This is a genomic window from Streptomyces sp. PTL18, from assembly GCF_059510295.1.
In genome coordinates this window covers 200947-214901 of sequence record NZ_JCAJZO010000004.1, presented here as the reverse complement: position 1 = coordinate 214901, position 13955 = coordinate 200947, and the positions used below count along the sequence as shown (strand labels likewise).

General features: G+C 73.5%; 15 protein-coding genes. 5 read left to right on the top strand and 10 right to left on the bottom strand.

The annotated features are described in order from the left end of the window. Positions 1–610 precede the first annotated feature (610 nt). Both AC5WS8_RS10000 and AC5WS8_RS09995 read left to right on the top strand, forming a co-directional pair. A complete protein-coding gene (locus tag AC5WS8_RS10000) occupies positions 611–1705 on the top strand; it encodes a TerD family protein (protein ID WP_496102963.1) in 1095 nt (364 codons plus the stop codon). Between the two features lie 42 nt (positions 1706–1747). After that, positions 1748–2422, top strand: a complete 675-nt coding sequence (locus tag AC5WS8_RS09995) for a lytic transglycosylase domain-containing protein (RefSeq protein WP_496102962.1) — start codon at positions 1748–1750, stop codon at positions 2420–2422. A gap of 7 nt (positions 2423–2429) precedes the next feature. Here the strand turns inward: AC5WS8_RS09995 and AC5WS8_RS09990 are convergent, their stop codons facing one another. After that, positions 2430–3956: an LCP family protein gene (locus AC5WS8_RS09990; RefSeq protein WP_496102961.1), complete on the bottom strand. Its 1527-nt coding sequence runs from the start codon at positions 3954–3956 to the stop codon at positions 2430–2432. Positions 3957–4103: 147 nt separating this feature from the next. On the opposite strand from AC5WS8_RS09990, the gene tatA reads away from it, so the two are divergent. After that, on the top strand, positions 4104–4370 hold the full coding sequence (gene tatA, locus AC5WS8_RS09985; RefSeq protein WP_496103152.1) for a Sec-independent protein translocase subunit TatA: 267 nt from the start codon (positions 4104–4106) through the stop codon (positions 4368–4370). Between the two features lie 69 nt (positions 4371–4439). On the opposite strand, the gene AC5WS8_RS09980 is transcribed toward tatA, so the two are convergent. Beyond that, positions 4440–5342, bottom strand: a complete 903-nt coding sequence (locus AC5WS8_RS09980) for a M48 family metalloprotease (RefSeq protein WP_496102960.1) — start codon at positions 5340–5342, stop codon at positions 4440–4442. Beyond that, complete coding sequence (locus AC5WS8_RS09975; protein ID WP_496102959.1) at positions 5339–5740, bottom strand: BlaI/MecI/CopY family transcriptional regulator; 402 nt, start codon at positions 5738–5740, stop codon at positions 5339–5341. Before AC5WS8_RS09975 ends, AC5WS8_RS09980 begins: the two co-directional genes overlap by 4 nt. Before the next feature lie 265 nt (positions 5741–6005). On the opposite strand from AC5WS8_RS09975, the gene AC5WS8_RS09970 reads away from it, so the two are divergent. Together AC5WS8_RS09970 and AC5WS8_RS09965 are read left to right on the top strand one after the other, a co-directional pair. Beyond that, positions 6006–7550, top strand: coding sequence for a hypothetical protein (locus AC5WS8_RS09970; RefSeq protein WP_496102958.1), 1545 nt, complete (start codon positions 6006–6008; stop codon positions 7548–7550). Further along, the gene (locus AC5WS8_RS09965; protein ID WP_496102957.1) at positions 7547–8518 is read left to right on the top strand and encodes a lysylphosphatidylglycerol synthase transmembrane domain-containing protein; all 972 of its coding nucleotides are present in this window, start codon (positions 7547–7549) and stop codon (positions 8516–8518) included. Before AC5WS8_RS09970 ends, AC5WS8_RS09965 begins: the two co-directional genes overlap by 4 nt. A 58-nt stretch (positions 8519–8576) precedes the next feature. Here AC5WS8_RS09965 and AC5WS8_RS09960 read toward each other — a convergent pair whose 3' ends face one another. From AC5WS8_RS09960 to AC5WS8_RS09930, 7 genes are all read right to left on the bottom strand, one after another. Then, positions 8577–9230 (bottom strand): phosphatase PAP2 family protein, encoded by a 654-nt coding sequence (locus AC5WS8_RS09960; protein ID WP_496102956.1) that lies wholly within the window; start codon positions 9228–9230, stop codon positions 8577–8579. Further along, the gene (locus tag AC5WS8_RS09955) at positions 9227–9892 is read right to left on the bottom strand and encodes a DedA family protein (protein WP_496102955.1); all 666 of its coding nucleotides are present in this window, start codon (positions 9890–9892) and stop codon (positions 9227–9229) included. Before AC5WS8_RS09955 ends, AC5WS8_RS09960 begins: the two co-directional genes overlap by 4 nt. A gap of 117 nt (positions 9893–10009) precedes the next feature. Further along, a complete protein-coding gene (locus tag AC5WS8_RS09950) occupies positions 10010–10429 on the bottom strand; it encodes a TOBE domain-containing protein (protein ID WP_496102954.1) in 420 nt (139 codons plus the stop codon). Between the two features lie 150 nt (positions 10430–10579). Next, the gene (locus tag AC5WS8_RS09945; protein WP_496102953.1) at positions 10580–11671 is read right to left on the bottom strand and encodes an ABC transporter ATP-binding protein; all 1092 of its coding nucleotides are present in this window, start codon (positions 11669–11671) and stop codon (positions 10580–10582) included. Beyond that, positions 11668–12519: a molybdate ABC transporter permease subunit gene (modB, locus tag AC5WS8_RS09940; protein WP_496102952.1), complete on the bottom strand. Its 852-nt coding sequence runs from the start codon at positions 12517–12519 to the stop codon at positions 11668–11670. Before modB ends, AC5WS8_RS09945 begins: the two co-directional genes overlap by 4 nt. Continuing rightward, positions 12516–13334: a molybdate ABC transporter substrate-binding protein gene (gene modA, locus AC5WS8_RS09935; protein WP_496102951.1), complete on the bottom strand. Its 819-nt coding sequence runs from the start codon at positions 13332–13334 to the stop codon at positions 12516–12518. Before modA ends, modB begins: the two co-directional genes overlap by 4 nt. Positions 13335–13514: 180 nt before the next feature. Then, positions 13515–13913 (bottom strand): TOBE domain-containing protein, encoded by a 399-nt coding sequence (locus tag AC5WS8_RS09930; protein ID WP_496102950.1) that lies wholly within the window; start codon positions 13911–13913, stop codon positions 13515–13517. Between the last annotated feature and the right edge of the window lie 42 nt (positions 13914–13955).

The window sequence follows — 13955 nt, the reverse complement described above, 5'->3', positions numbered from 1 at the left end:
CCGAAAAGTAACCCGGTCGGCAGCACCCCCATTAGTACTAGTCCGATCACGAACGGACGCGGGGCGAGCGTGCGTCCGGACGTGATGTGCCGCGTGCTTCGCTGACGTGACGTGGCATCAGGTGGCCACCGGCCGGCGAGAGGTCGCGCCGGTCCGCGAAGGGGTGTTCGATCGAAGGTCCGACTTCCCGGCGGCCGAGTTCATTTGCCTCGGCGTGCGCCGGGCGACGGACCGTCAGGAGCCTGACTCGCCGATTTCGATACCGATCGCGCCGATCGGGTCGGGTCGGGGCCCCGGACGGCGATGGCGGAGGCGGATGCATGGGCCGGCCCGACCGCACTGGGCAATCCGCGCCCGGGTCGAGGCGGGCGCGGCGACCGGCCGAGGCGGATGCGGCGACCGTGGAGAGGCCCTGGCAGCCGTGGCAAGCCGATGCGCATGCGTGTCCGACGGCCTGCACAGCCTGCTTCCCTCCGGCGGTCCGCATGGCGCCACCCGGGTGACCGTCCTCCTCTCTTCCCATGTCTCCTGCGCAATCGGGGAACTGATGAGCGTCCAGATGCGTCGATCAAGGTGGACGCGGACGACGACAAGGCCGTGGAGGACGTTGATGGGTGTGGCCCTGACCAAGGGCGACAACGTGTCGCTGAGCAAGCAGGCCCCCGGCCTGACTGCCGTGACCGTGGGACTGGGCTGGCAGGCGGACACGGGCTGCGAACCGGACGCCGGCGCACTGCTGTGCGACCGGAGCGGCACGGTGCCGTCCGACGAGCACTTCGTCTTCTTCAACAACCTGAGCAGCCCGGACGGTACGGTCCGCCACTTGGGCAGCGGTGGCCAGGTCGGCGGGGACGACCAGCAGATCCACGTGGACCTGATGCGAGTCCCGGGCGAAGTCACCAGGATCGTCTTCCTGGTGTCGCTCTACGACGCCCCGGTCCGCCGCCAGACCTTCGCACAACTCGAAGGCGCCCACATCCGGGTCGTCGACGAGGACGGCGGTGCCGAACTGGCCCGTTACGACCTCGCAACCGCCGGTCTGTCCGCGGAAACCGCTCTCGTCTTCGGTGAGTTGTACCGGCACGGCGCGGAGTGGAAGTTCCGCGCCGTCGGCCAGGGCTACGCCTCCGGGCCGGCGGGCATCGCCACCGACTACGGAGTAAGCGTCCTCAAGCAGAGCGCGACCGCGGTGCCGCCGGCCACCGCCCCGGAGCCCGCGGTGAACGCCAGTACGTCGTTTCCGTCCGCCCCGACCACCCCGCAGCCGCAGGCGGTCACCGCGCCACCGCGACCCCCAGGGAGTTCCCCCATGACGTGCTTCTTCGACGCGACCCACGGCCCCGGCACGACGACGGTGACCTGGTCGCCGCAGTGGGGCGTGCCCCGGCAGATCCAGGCGTGCGGCGGCTGTGCGCAGCGCGTGCAGACGACGGTGCCGCCGTTCTACACCCCGCCCCAGCAGGGTTACCCACAGCCGCCCCAGCAGGGGTACCCGCAGCCGGTGCAGCAGGGGTACCCGCAGCCCGCGCAGCAGGGGTACCCCGGCCCGTACGCGGACCACCAGCAGCACGGGGGCGGGCGCCGCTTCGGCACGGGCGCGCTCATCGGTGCGGGGGCGGCCGGACTGATCGGCGGGGCGCTGCTGAACGAGGCGTTCGACGACGACGAACCGGATGTCGTGGTCAACAACTACTACGAGGAGTGACGGTACGGGAGGCGGAAAGGAGCAGGGGGAGAGGGGCGAGAGATGGCCGAGTCCCGGGTGCGGCGCAAGTGGCTTCCCGTGCTGGTGCTGGCCCTCGCTCTGTACGTGATCGTCCGGGCCGCCGGCACTCCCCAGTCCAGCGTGCCGCCCCCGGCCGCGGCGTCCACCCCGGCCCCCACCCCGTCCTCCGCCTCCGCCTCGCCGGATCCGTCCGCGTCGAAGGGTACGTCGGCGTACGACCCGGCCGCCTACGCGCCCCAGGTCCGCGCCCGGGCCCGCCAGGCGGGGATCGACGCCCGGCTGCTGATGGCGATCCTCTACAACGAGGCCTACAAACCGCACGATCCGGCCCTGGAACGGGCCTGGCAGAAGTACAAGCCGGACGCCTCCTTCGGTATCGCCGACATGCACCGCGCCACCTTCGACGCGGTCAAACAGGGCCGGGACTTCGCCGGCCGCCGCTGGGAGGAACTGCCCGACGACCGGGACCTGGCCATCGAGTCCGCGGCCTGGTACCTGCACGACCTGGCCGCACAGCTGCCCGCCGGCTGGCCCGATTCCTACACCAAGGACGACCTGCTGGCCCTCGGTTACAACGCCGGCGCGGGCAACATGCTCGCCTTCGCGCGCGGAGCGACCCCGGGCGCCCAGGCCCGCTCCTACCTCGACCGCCTGCACGCCAACTGGGCGAAGGCGGGCCGGGCGGCCGGCTCCTGAGGACCCGTCACCCGTAGGAGAGGTCGGAGCACGGATCGTCGTCGGCGGAGCGGGCGTCGGCCGCCACCGAGGAGGGCAGCGCGGTGGGTGTGGGCGAGGCCGAGGGGACGGCGGCGGCGTGGGTCCGGCCCAGGACCACGTCGATGCCCGCGCCGGTGACGGGCTCCAGCTGCGCGCCGGGGAAGAGCCGGGCGACCGTTCGGGCCTCGCTCCTCAGGCCCGGGCCGTACTCGATGACCGTGTTCGCGTGGTCCTGACTGCGCGCGTTGGCGGTGCCGGTGACCGTGAAGCCGTACCGGGTGAGGTTCGCGGCGGCTCGGGAGGCCAGGCCGTCGGTGGTGGTGCCGTTGTAGACCGCGACGTCGATGCCGGCCCCGGAGACGTCCGCGCCCGGGCCCGGTGAGGCGGAGGCGTGTGCCTTGCCCTTCGCGCCGGTGGCGTCCTTGCCGTCGATGGTGCGGTCCGCCCGGAGCCCGGCCCACAGCTCCGACGCGTCCGGCTCGACGATGGCCACGCGCTCGCCGACGTACCGCCAGGGAATGGTGACGAACTTGGTGTCGTGCAGGTCGATGTCCTTCAGCGACATCGCGAAGGAGATCAGCCTGTCCGCCGAGCCGAGTCCGGGATCGACGGTCAGTGACTTGGTGGCGGCGTCGGCGAGCGGCAGCAGGTGGGCCGGGGTGAGCCCGTCGCTCCTCACCTTCTTGACCAGGGCGGCCACGAACGCCTGCTGACGCTTGATACGGCCTATGTCCGACCCGTCCCCGATGCCGTGCCGGATGCGCACGTAGTCCAGGGCCTTCTGCCCCGACACGTTCTGCACGCCCCGCGTGAACAGCAGCGCGCCCCGGGTGCCGCGGTTGGGGTTCAGGTCCCCCTGGTACACGTCCTTCGGCACGCACACCTGCACGCCTCCGACCGCGCCCGTCAGGGCGGCGAAGCCCTTGAAGTCGACGACGACGGTGTGGTCGACGCGCAGCCCCGTCAGGCTCTCCACCGTGTTCTGGGTGCAGGCGGGGTTGCCCTTGGCGGTCTCGCCGACCTCGTAGGCCGCGTTGAACATCGTGGTCGGGCGCGGCTTGGTCCATGTGCCGTCGGGGAGTCTGCACGGCGGGATGGTCACCAGCGTGTCGCGGGGGATCGAGACCGCGACGGCATGCCGGTGGTCGGCGTAGACGTGCAGCAGGAAAGTGGTGTCGGAGCGGCCTATGTCGTTGCTGTCGCCCCCGCCGAGCGCGGAGTTGCCGTCGGTGCGCGCGTCCGTGCCGATGACGAGGACGTTCTCCCCCTTCGACGACCCCGCCTCCGGCCGGGTCTTCGACAGGCCCCCGGCGTCGAAGGTGTCGATGTTGCCGTTCAGCTTGAGGTAGATCCACCCCAGACCGGCCGTACCGAGCACCACGACGGTGAGCGCGACGGCCAGGGATATGCGCAGCGGTCCCCGCTTGCGGCCCCCCGCGGCACGGTCGGGGCGGCTTGGGGGTTCGGTCCCGCGGCGGTGGCGGGACGAGGTGGCCTGGCGGCTCGTCGGCATGGCTGCGCCCCTCATCCGTGAGACTCCTACGGAGGGGACGACCGGCCCCGCCTGATGGTTGTACAGTTGCGCAAGATAGCAACAATGTCGCATGGTGCCACGCGCCGGGCGGGCACCCGGTCCGAGGAAGAGAAGGGGTGGGCGGGGATGCTCCGCAACGGCCTGGAACCCTGGCATCTGCTGATCGTGGCGATCGTCATCATCCTGCTGTTCGGCTCCAAGAAGCTCCCGGACACCGCTCGCGCGCTGGGCAGGTCGATGCGCATCCTCAAGAGCGAGGCCCGGGCCATGAAGGAGGACGGCGGCAGCGCGCAGTCCGCCTCGGCCGAGCCGTCGGCGCAGCGCCTGATCCAGGCGGCTCCCGGGGAGACGGCCTCGGCCCGCCCGGTGGGGGAGGGTGACGCGGCCCGCTGAGGTCGCCTCTCAGCCCCGCGTGGTCGTCAGGAGGTTGACGGAGTGACGGGGTTCCGAGGGGCCGGCGTGTCACACCAGTGCATGCCCCAGCAGTCGTAGCAGGTCCCCCGTCGCGTCCGCCGCCCCCAGTGCCGGCAGGGCGCCCAGCGCCAGCGTGGTCGCCGCCAGGGACCACAGGCGCGGGGGCGGGCCTGCCTGGAGGGCGGCGATGCGGCGGGTGACCGCGCGGTCGGTGAAGCTCAGCGTGCACGCCGGAGGGCGGCGCCCGGCGCTGAGTGCGGCGCGTGCCAGGGCGCGGGCCGTGGTGCCCCGGTCCCCGACCACGTCGGCCGCCCGTTCGTCGGCCCATCGCTCCACCAGGAACGTCACCGTGGCGCGGACGGGCGCCAGCAGCGGATCGGCCGCCGCGGCGAGCGCCACGGCCGTCACCAGGAGCCCGTGCCGGTGGCTCAGATGGGCCCGCTCGTGGGCCAGCAGCACCCGGCGCTCCGCCGGTTCCAGCGCGCTCAGCATCGCCGAGGTGACCAGGATCCGTCCCGGCGCGCCGCCGCTGCCGGGGATGGCGAACGCCTGCGGCACGGGCGAGGCGGCGACGACCAGTTCCGTGTCCGGCGGTTGCCCGGCGCACAGGGCCCGCAGCGTGCGGCGCGTCACGCGTTCGGCGCGGACGGCCCGGTACGCGCGCAGGGCCACCGCTGCGAGCGCCAGGGTCGCGGCGACCGCGATCGCCTCCGGGACCGGGTCCGGCGGCCGGTGGCCGGCCTCGCGGACGTCCGCGACGACCGGCGGCACCTGGCCCAGCAGGGTCACCGCGAGCAGTACCAGGGACCAGACGGTGGCAGCCGCGGTGAACACCGCGGAGACCGTCAGTACCCGGGCCGCGAGCGCGGGCGCCACCCTCCGGCCGACCAGCGGGCTGAGGAGGGCCAGTAGCAGCGAGAGCAGGAGCGGGATGTAGACGTCGATCTTCATGCGCGACCACCGCCGGGGAGGGGGCGCCCACCGAGCAGCTCGCGCAGCGCCTGTTCCTCCTCGGGGCTGAGGCCGGAGACGAACTGCTGGAGCGTGGCGATCGGGTCCGGGCCGCGGTCCAGTGCCTCGTGCATGGCCTCGGCGGTCAGTTCGGCCGCGTTCTTCGCGGGCCGGTACGCGCCGCGCCGCCCGTCGACGTCCCGCAGCACGAGCCCCTTGTCGTACAGGCGTTTGAGAATGGTGTGCACGGTGTTGTAGGCGAGGCCGCCGTCGATCTCGGCCTGGACCTCGGCCGGGGTGAGCGCCTGCTCGCTGGCCCAGAGCGTCGCGAGCACCTCGCTCTCCAGCTCGCCGCTGCTGCGTCGTTCCGCCCTGCCCCCAGGGCCTCTGCCGGCCATGCCCGCAACCTTACAGCGCGTAGGGGAGCGTGGCGGGGCGCGATGTCGTGCCGCCGCCCGCCGCTCGCCGCCGCGGCCCCGGTTCACCCCACTGGAGCAAAAGTGCCCGCGAGCAGGCCGGGTGACCCCCGGTTTCGCGCTGCACCCCGTCGCCGCCCGCGTTAGCTTGTCCGTGTTTTACCTGCTTCTTTCCTGATTTCCATCGCCAACCCTACGTTTTGTAGGGTGTGATGCCCCTACGGCCCGTAGGGGCGAGAGGTGGGTCATGGCCAACAGCTCGCGCACCACGCTCGCAGGCGTCCGCCGGCTCGCAGCGCCGTCGGTGGCCGGTCTGTCGTGGCGGGACCGCGGCCAGGGCCTGATCGCCGCGATGGCGTGCGCCTTCGCGCTGGCCCAGCTCGTCCTCGTACGACCGGGCATGGGACTCGGCTGGGACGAGACGGTCTATGTCAGCCAGATCAGCGCGCACGCCCCCGCCGCGTACTTCAGCGCCCCCCGTGCGCGGGGCATATCCCTTCTGGTCGCTCCCGTCACCTGGTGGTCCTCCTCCACCGCACTCCTCAGGGTCTACCTGGCGGTGCTCTCCTCGGCCGCTCTGTTCCTCGCGCTGCGCCTCTGGCGCGGTCTGTTCCCGTCCCATGTGCTCGCCCTGGGGGGCGCCCTGTACGCGAGCCTGTGGGTGACCCTGTTCTACGGCCCGCAGGTCATGCCCAACTACTGGGTCGCGATCGGTGCTCTGGCCGGCACCGGCTGCTTCCTGCGCGCCCACGCCGACACCACCGACCGGGCGGCCCTGTGGGGACTCGCCGCGGGCGCGGCACTGATGACGTTGATGCGGCCCACGGACGGTGTCTGGGCCACCGCGCCGCTGCTGGTCCTGGCGCTGTTCTTCCCGCGATGGCGCAGGCTGTCGCTGCTGCTGGCCCTGGTGGGCGGGCTGGTCGCCGGCGCGTCCGAGTGGATCATCGAGGCCTACGTCGGCTACGGGGGCCTGCTGCACCGCCTCGCCGAGGGCGCGCGCATACAGGGCGGCCTGGGCTGGAGCATCGCCGTGGGCGACCAGCTGCGCAGCCTCGGCGGGCGCGCCCTGTGCCGACCGTGCGCCGGCCCGCTGCCCAATCCGGCGGTGACCGCCTGGTGGTTCGTGCTGCCCCTGCTCGCCGTGCTCGCGGCAGCCGTCGCGCTCCGCTCCCGCCGCCCGGGCCACCCTCCGGGGGGACGAGGGGAATTCGACGACCGGGCCTCCCGCACCCTGGTGCCACTGGCCTGCGCGGCGACGGCCGCCTTCCCGTACCTCTTTCTCATCGGCTACGCCGCGCCCCGGTTCCTCCTTCCCGCCTACGCCCTGCTCGCGATCCCGGTCGCCGGTGCGCTCCTGCACCTGGTCACCGGACGGGACGGCCGGTGGCGCCCGGTCGCCGCGACGCTGGTGGCGATCGGGCTGGCCGGGCATCTGGCGGTCCAGTTCGCGGTGCTGCACCGGACGGTGGCCCGCACCACCGCCGACCACCGCGGCTGGTCCCGCACCGCCGCCGACCTGCACCGGCTCGGAGTCCGCCCACCCTGTCTGATCACCGGCAACGAGGCCGTGCCCATCGCCTTCTACGCCGGCTGCGCCTCGGCCGCCACCAGCGGCCCCAACACCAACAGCGACGCCGCCGGCATCGCGAACGCCGCCCGCCACATGCCCGTGGCCCATCTGGGCAACCCCACCGACCGTCCGCCGTCGTACGCGCGCGACTGGACCGCGCACACCGTCGACGGCGTCCGCGTCCTCGTCTCGCCCACGGCCGGGGGCGGGCACGGATGACTCCTCCGACGGTCACCGAGGCGGCACCGGACGCGGGGCCGGCAGCGCCCGCCCGAGCCGGGGTCCTGCGCAGCCGCGCCCCCTGGCAGGCGGCTCTCACCCTGGCCGTGCTCGTCGCGGCGGCCCTGCTCGCCCTGCGCCACTGGCCGGTGATCGAGTCGGGTGCGGACCGGCTCACCGGCGCGGACCCGGGCTGGCTGCTGCTCGGCGCGACGGCCGCGACGGGGACCTGGGCCTGCTCGGCGCTCGCCCAGCAGGGCGCGGTACCCGAGACACTGCCCGGCGGGCGGCTGGTGGCGGTGCAGTTCGCCGCGTCCGCCGCCAACCACCTGCTGCCCGCGGGCGTCGGCGCGGGCGCCGTCAACCTGCGCTTCCTGACACGCTGCGGGCTGCCGGTGACCCGCTCGGCGACCGCGCTCGCGGTCAAGGCCACCGCGGGGGGCGTGACGCGCGGCGGGCTGATCGCCGTCCTCGCCCTCGGCTGCCCCGGGCTGCTGCGCCTGCCGCGCGCCTCCACGGTCCTGGTGGTGGCCGCCGTCCTGGTGGCCGCGGTGCTCGCGGTGCTGCTGGCGGGGCCGGTGCGCCGGGCCGCCGGGGCCGTACTGGCGGACGTGCGGGCCGTGCACCGGCTGCCCGGGCGGGCGCTGGCCCTGTGGGGCGGCTCGCTCGCCTTCGCGTCGCTGCACGCGCTGGTGGTGATCGCGGTGACCCGGTCCCTCGCCGTACCGCTGCCGCCCGGGCGGGTGGCACTGGCCTACTTCGTGGCGAGCAGCGCGGCGGTCCTGCTGCCGACCCCGGGCGGCATCGGCGGGCTGGACGCCGCCCTCGCACTCGCCCTCTCGGTCAGCGGCGCACCCGGCGCCGCGACGGCCTCCGTGGTCCTCGGCTACCGCCTGCTGACGGTCTGGCTGCCGCTGCTGCCGGGGCTGCTGGTACTGGGCCTGCTGGTCCGGCGCAGAGTGCTGTGACCCGGTGCCCACCGGGCGGTCGATGGGGAAGACCTCGGACGCGTGGCCCCGGCCGGCCCTACGGCGTGGTGCCCGTCCGCTCCGGGGCGGCGTCCCGGCGGGGCGTCGTGGAGGCCGTCAGCAGCGGACGCAGCCGAGTGGTCGCAAGGCGGTGGGCCAGAGCGTCCGGGCGGCGGCTGAGGGGGATCATCGTGAGCGACGCGACCAGGGCGCCCAGCACGAACCCGGCCACCGCGTCGTGCGGGTAGTGGGCGCCGACCCAGACCCGGGCGACCGCCATCGCAGCGGCCGCCACCAGCGCGACGTACCCGATCCGGCGCGAGACGAGGAGCAGCGCGACCGCTGCCGCAGCGGCGATCGCCGTGTGGTTGCTCGGGAACGACCAGTCGCCCGGCGCCGGACACGTCTCCAGTGTGCTCACGTGCAGGCTCTGACAGGGCCGGTCCTCACGGACCAGCAGCTTCAGCGCGGAGTTCACGGCGTAGGCCAGCAGCACCAGCAGCGGCACGGTCAGCGCCGGCAGCGCGGCCCCGGAGCCGGTGCGGCGGGCCCGCCACCAGGCGAGGACCATCAGCACGGCGAACACCCCGAGCCCGTACGTCGACCAGGCCGAGACCAGCGAGTCCAGCCAGGAGGGGGCACGACGGGCCAGGTTCACCACGTCCGTGTAGGCCCAGCCGTCGATCGGGGCGCCGTCGAAGGCGTACGTCATCCGCGGGCACCCTCCTTGGCGGCCCGGCGGGAGCGCAGGACCTCCAGGGCGACCGGGATCACGGAGACCAGGACGATCAACGCGACCATCGGCAGCAGGTACTTGTCGACATTCGGCACGGACGAGCCGAGGGCGTACCCGGCGAGGGGCAGCCCGAGGCTCCAGACGAGGCCGCCGGCCATCTGCCACACGGTGAAGGTGCGCACCGGCACCTGCAGCGCGCCCGCCATCGGGTTCAGCACCGTGCGCACCACGGGGACGAAGCGGGCCAGGACGATCGCCTTCGCGTGTCCGTACCGCTTCAGGAGTTCCTCGGCCCGGTGCGCGCCCTCGTGCAGGCGGGCCGAACGGCTGCGGGCCAGCAGCGCGCCGCCCGCCTTGCGGCCGAGCAGATAACCGCACTGGGACCCTGCGAGCGCGCCCACCGCCGCGGCGACAAGCAGCGCGGGCAGCGACAGCTTCACCCCTTGCTGCCCGGAGCCGGAGCACAGCAGCCCCGCCGTGAACAGCAGGGAGTCACCGGGCAGGAAGAACCCGATCAGCAGGCCGGTCTCCGCGAACATCACCACGCCCACGCCCAGCACCCCGAAGGCGGCGAGCAGGGACTGGGCGTCCAGCACGTTCACCGCGAGTTGTGATCCGAGGGACAAGGCTGAAGCCATCGTCGCGAGCCCTTCCGGTGCGGGGCCGGGCGCGACGCGGCGTCACCCGGCGGTTGACTACATTCATGTAGACCGTCTACTGAACTGTAGACGATGAACGGGTGACGGACGTTCCCCTCATGGCGTCGCCAGTGAGATCTCCGTGGACTTGATCAGCGCGACGACCGAGGTACCGGGCTGGAGTCCGAGGTCTTCCGCGGCGTCCTTGGTGATCGCGGCCGTGAGCGTTCCGCCCACGATCGTGACCTTCACCGCCGCCATGGCCTCTCCCGTGGTGATGCGGTCGACGGTACCGGGCATCTGGTTCCGGATGGAAACGCCTTCCACCGCCGCGGTCGCGAGCGAAACCTCCGTCGACTTGACCAGGGCGTGCACCGAGGCCCCCGGAGCGAGGTCCAGCTCGTCCACCGCCTCTCTGGTGACCGCTGCCGTGATGTCCTGCCCTCCGTCCAGCCTGACCTTGACGGTCGCCATGGCGTCGCCCACGGTGACGGACGTGACGGTGCCGGGAATCCGGTTGCGGATGCTCAGGTTCATGCGCGGGCCTCGTAGGAGTGGGGAGAACGGGGAGAATAGCCGATTCTGTCCGGGCCGATTCCACGGTAACGGGATGCGCGGGCCGTCCTTGGGCGGCGCGTCAGGCCGGATCCGTCGCGATCCGCGTCCGACACGGCGCAGGCGTGGGCCTCACGCCGGGTAGGCGTGTGTCTGCGCCGCCTTCACCGTGGCCCACACCGTGGCGCCCGGATGCAGGCCGAGTTCGGCGGCGGCGACGGTGGTCAGATCCGCTGCCAGGGCGAGCTCACCGGTGAGGTCGGCGCGGATCTGGTCGCCGTGTGTCTGGAGCCCCGCCACCTCGCAGCACCACAGGTTGCGGGCGCTGGAGCCGTCCGGCCGGTCCCGGTACAGGGTCACCGCACTCGGCCGGAACGCCACGAAGACGGGTCCGGACAGGTCCTCCGCGGTGGTGATCGAGCATCCCGCGTCGAGTCCTACGGCGTGTCCCTGCGCCGTGCCCCGGTACAGGTTGAGTCCCACGAGCTGGGCGATGTAGTCCGTGCGCGGACGGCGGGCGATCTCGGAGGGGATGCCCTCCTGGACGACCCGGCCGTGCTCCACGACCACCAGCCGGTCGGCGAGGACCATCGCGTCCAGCGGGTCGTGGGTGACCAGCACGGCCACCGCCTCGAACTCGTCCAGATGGCGGCGGAGCCGGCCCCGCACCTCCAGCCGGGTGCGGGCGTCGAGCGCGGCGAGCGGTTCGTCGAGCAACAGCAGCCGGGGCCGGACGGCCAGCGCCCGGGCGAGCGCGACGCGCTGGGCCTGGCCGCCGGAGAGCCGGCGGGGCCTGGCGCCCGCGTGCTCGGCGAGCCCCATGCGCTCCAGCCACCCGGCGGCCACCGCCCGCGCCTCGGCCTTGGACGCGCCCCGGCAGCGCGGGCCGAAGGCCACGTTGTCCAACGCGGACAGGTGCGGGAAGAGCAGATAGTCCTGGAAGACGACCCCGACGGGGCGCGCCTCGGGCGGAGTACGCTCCAGCGCGGCCCCGTCGAGCCGCAGATGACCGCCGGAGAGCGGGACCAGCCCGGCCAGCGCGCGCAGGGCGGTGCTCTTCCCGGCGCCGTTGGGCCCGAGCAGCGCGACCACCTCCCCGGGCGCGGCGGTCAGCGCCACGTCGATCCGGAAGGAACCGCGCTCGACGACGATCCGCGCGTCGAGGCCGTCGTCGCGCGCGCCGGCGGGGGCGCGGTGCCCGGTGGCCTGGTGGGCGCGGGTCATGACGTCGTCATCCAGCGGTCCCGCAGCCCGGCCAGCACCGCGATCGACACCGCCAGCAGCACCAGGCTCAGCGCGATCGCCGCTGCCGGGTCGTTCTGCAGGGCCAGATAGACGGCCAGCGGCATGGTCTGCGTACGGCCCGGGAAGTTGCCCGCGAAGGTGATCGTCGCCCCGAACTCGCCGAGCGCCCGCGCCCAGGCCAGCACCGCCCCGGCCGCGATGCCCGGTGCGATCAGCGGAAGCGTCACCCGGCGGAACGCGGTGAAGCGGGAGGCGCCGAGCGTCGTCGCGGCCTCCTCGTAGCGCGGATCGGCGGCCCGCAGCGTGCCCTCGACGCTGATGACCAGGAACGGCATCGCCACGAACGCCTCGGCGACCACCACCCCGGCCGTCGTGAACGGCAGGGTGATCCCGAACCAGGAGTCCAGCCACCGCCCCGCCACGCCGTTGCGGCCGAGCGCCAGCAGCAGAGCCACGCCCCCCACCACCGGCGGCAGCACCAGCGGCAGCGTCACCAGGGCCCGCACGAGCCCCCGGCCCGGGAAGTCCGTACGGGCCAGCAGCCAGGCCAGCGGCACCCCGAGGACCAGGCTCACGGCGGTCGCCGCGGTGGCGCTCACCAGGGACAGCCGCAGCGCCTGCCACACCGCGGCGGAGGCCAGCTGCTCCGGCAGGGTGTGCCAGGGGGTCCGCACCAGCAGCGCCACCAGCGGCAGCAGCAGGAACGCCAGGCCCACGAGCGCGGGCAGCAGCAGCGGCAGCGGAACACCGATCCGGCGGACACGTGCGCGCCGCGGTCCGCCCACCAGGGTGTCGGCCGCGGCGCCGGACGCGTCGATCCCGGTCATGGCTTGAGGAACCCGGCCCCGGTCAGGACCTCGCGCCCCTCGGCGGAGGTCACCAGTGAGACGAACGCCTTCGCCGCCTCCGCGTTGGGCGCGTTCTTCAGCAGGGCGATCGGGTAGTCGTTGACGGCCCGGGCGGACTCGGGGAACTCCACGCCCCGCACCTTGTCACCCGCCGCCCTCACGTCGGTCCGGTAGACGACCGCGGCGTCGGCCTCCTTCAGTTCCACCTTGTTCAGGGCGCTCTTCACGTCCTGTTCGTACGACACCGGCGTCAGCTTCAGACCGCTGGCGGCCAGCGCCTTCTGCGCGGCGGCCCCGCACGGCACGGTCTTGTCGCACAGGACGACCTTCAGGCCGGACCTGGTGAGGTCCTTCAGGGAGGAGACCTTGTCCGGGTTGCCCGGCAGGGTGGCGATCTCCAGCCGGTTGCGCACGAAGGTGACCGGGGAGGTGGCCGTGTCCCCCTTGTCCGTCACGATCGCCATGGTCCTCGGGCTCGCCGCCGCGAAGACGTCCGCGGGAGCGCCGCCGGTGATGCTCGCGGCGAGGGTGTCGCTGCCGCCGAAGCTGAGGGACACCTTCGTGCCGGGGTGCTCCTTCTCGAACTCCTTGCCCAGGGCCGTGAAGCTCTCCTTGAGGGAGGCGGCGGCGAAGACCGTGACCGTGCCGTACACCTTCGGCGACGAGGGCGCGGCGGACGCCGCCGACCCGGGGGAGTCCGACGAGGAGGAGCAGGCGGTCAGGGCCAGCAGCGCGGCGGCCCCGGCGCCGGTCACCCGCGCCGTCCGGCCCAGCCGGCGCACGGAACGGATCATCACGGGTCCACTCCCTCTGTCGTCCGGGAGGGAGCAGCACACCCCTCCGATGCGCCGATCATACCGGCGCAGATGCGACCTGGAAGAGCCCCGTGGCATCGCAAGAGCCGGGACTCCGGGTGACGGTGGTGGGCATGTGCGTTCACGCGGAGGTGCCGGAGGTGCTGTGGGGCGAGGGTCTCAGGCCGTGTCGACATGGACGTTCGTCGACTTCACCCGGGCGGTGGCCTCCATGCCGACCTCCAGGCCGAGTTCCTCCACGGCCTCCCGGGTCAGCAGGGACACCAGGCGGTGCGGGCCCGCCTGGATCTCCACCTGGGCGGCCACGTCACCGAGCTTCACGGCGGTGACGATGCCCGGGAAGGCGTTGCGGACCGAGGTGTACGAGGGGGCGTCCTCCTCGCCGGTGCCGCCACGCGCCAGCTCCACCGAGAACGCGGCCAGATCCCCGCCGTCGATGACCCGCCGCCCGCTCTCGTCGCGCCGGGTCGCCACCCGCCCCGCGTCCGCCCACCGCCGCGCGGTGTCCGGGCTGACCCCGAGCAGCCGGGCTGCCTGACCGATCGTGTAGGACTGCATGCGCGCCACGATAGGCGTCCGCGCCCCCCCGTCCGCAACGCG

What these genes read in the sequence shown, in the direction of transcription:
- AC5WS8_RS10000 (WP_496102963.1), top strand. Translation starts at nt 611, where the DNA reads ATGGGTGTGGCCCTGACCAAGGGCGACAACGTGTCGCTGAGCAAGCAG.
- AC5WS8_RS09995 (WP_496102962.1), top strand. Translation starts at nt 1,748, where the DNA reads ATGGCCGAGTCCCGGGTGCGGCGCAAGTGGCTTCCCGTGCTGGTGCTG.
- AC5WS8_RS09990 (WP_496102961.1), bottom strand. Translation starts at nt 3,956, where the DNA reads ATGCCGACGAGCCGCCAGGCCACCTCGTCCCGCCACCGCCGCGGGACC.
- tatA (WP_496103152.1), top strand. Translation starts at nt 4,104, where the DNA reads ATGCTCCGCAACGGCCTGGAACCCTGGCATCTGCTGATCGTGGCGATC.
- AC5WS8_RS09980 (WP_496102960.1), bottom strand. Translation starts at nt 5,342, where the DNA reads ATGAAGATCGACGTCTACATCCCGCTCCTGCTCTCGCTGCTACTGGCC.
- AC5WS8_RS09975 (WP_496102959.1), bottom strand. Translation starts at nt 5,740, where the DNA reads ATGGCCGGCAGAGGCCCTGGGGGCAGGGCGGAACGACGCAGCAGCGGC.
- AC5WS8_RS09970 (WP_496102958.1), top strand. Translation starts at nt 6,006, where the DNA reads ATGGCCAACAGCTCGCGCACCACGCTCGCAGGCGTCCGCCGGCTCGCA.
- AC5WS8_RS09965 (WP_496102957.1), top strand. Translation starts at nt 7,547, where the DNA reads ATGACTCCTCCGACGGTCACCGAGGCGGCACCGGACGCGGGGCCGGCA.
- AC5WS8_RS09960 (WP_496102956.1), bottom strand. Translation starts at nt 9,230, where the DNA reads ATGACGTACGCCTTCGACGGCGCCCCGATCGACGGCTGGGCCTACACG.
- AC5WS8_RS09955 (WP_496102955.1), bottom strand. Translation starts at nt 9,892, where the DNA reads ATGGCTTCAGCCTTGTCCCTCGGATCACAACTCGCGGTGAACGTGCTG.
- AC5WS8_RS09950 (WP_496102954.1), bottom strand. Translation starts at nt 10,429, where the DNA reads ATGAACCTGAGCATCCGCAACCGGATTCCCGGCACCGTCACGTCCGTC.
- AC5WS8_RS09945 (WP_496102953.1), bottom strand. Translation starts at nt 11,671, where the DNA reads ATGACCCGCGCCCACCAGGCCACCGGGCACCGCGCCCCCGCCGGCGCG.
- modB (WP_496102952.1), bottom strand. Translation starts at nt 12,519, where the DNA reads ATGACCGGGATCGACGCGTCCGGCGCCGCGGCCGACACCCTGGTGGGC.
- modA (WP_496102951.1), bottom strand. Translation starts at nt 13,334, where the DNA reads ATGATCCGTTCCGTGCGCCGGCTGGGCCGGACGGCGCGGGTGACCGGC.
- AC5WS8_RS09930 (WP_496102950.1), bottom strand. Translation starts at nt 13,913, where the DNA reads ATGCAGTCCTACACGATCGGTCAGGCAGCCCGGCTGCTCGGGGTCAGC.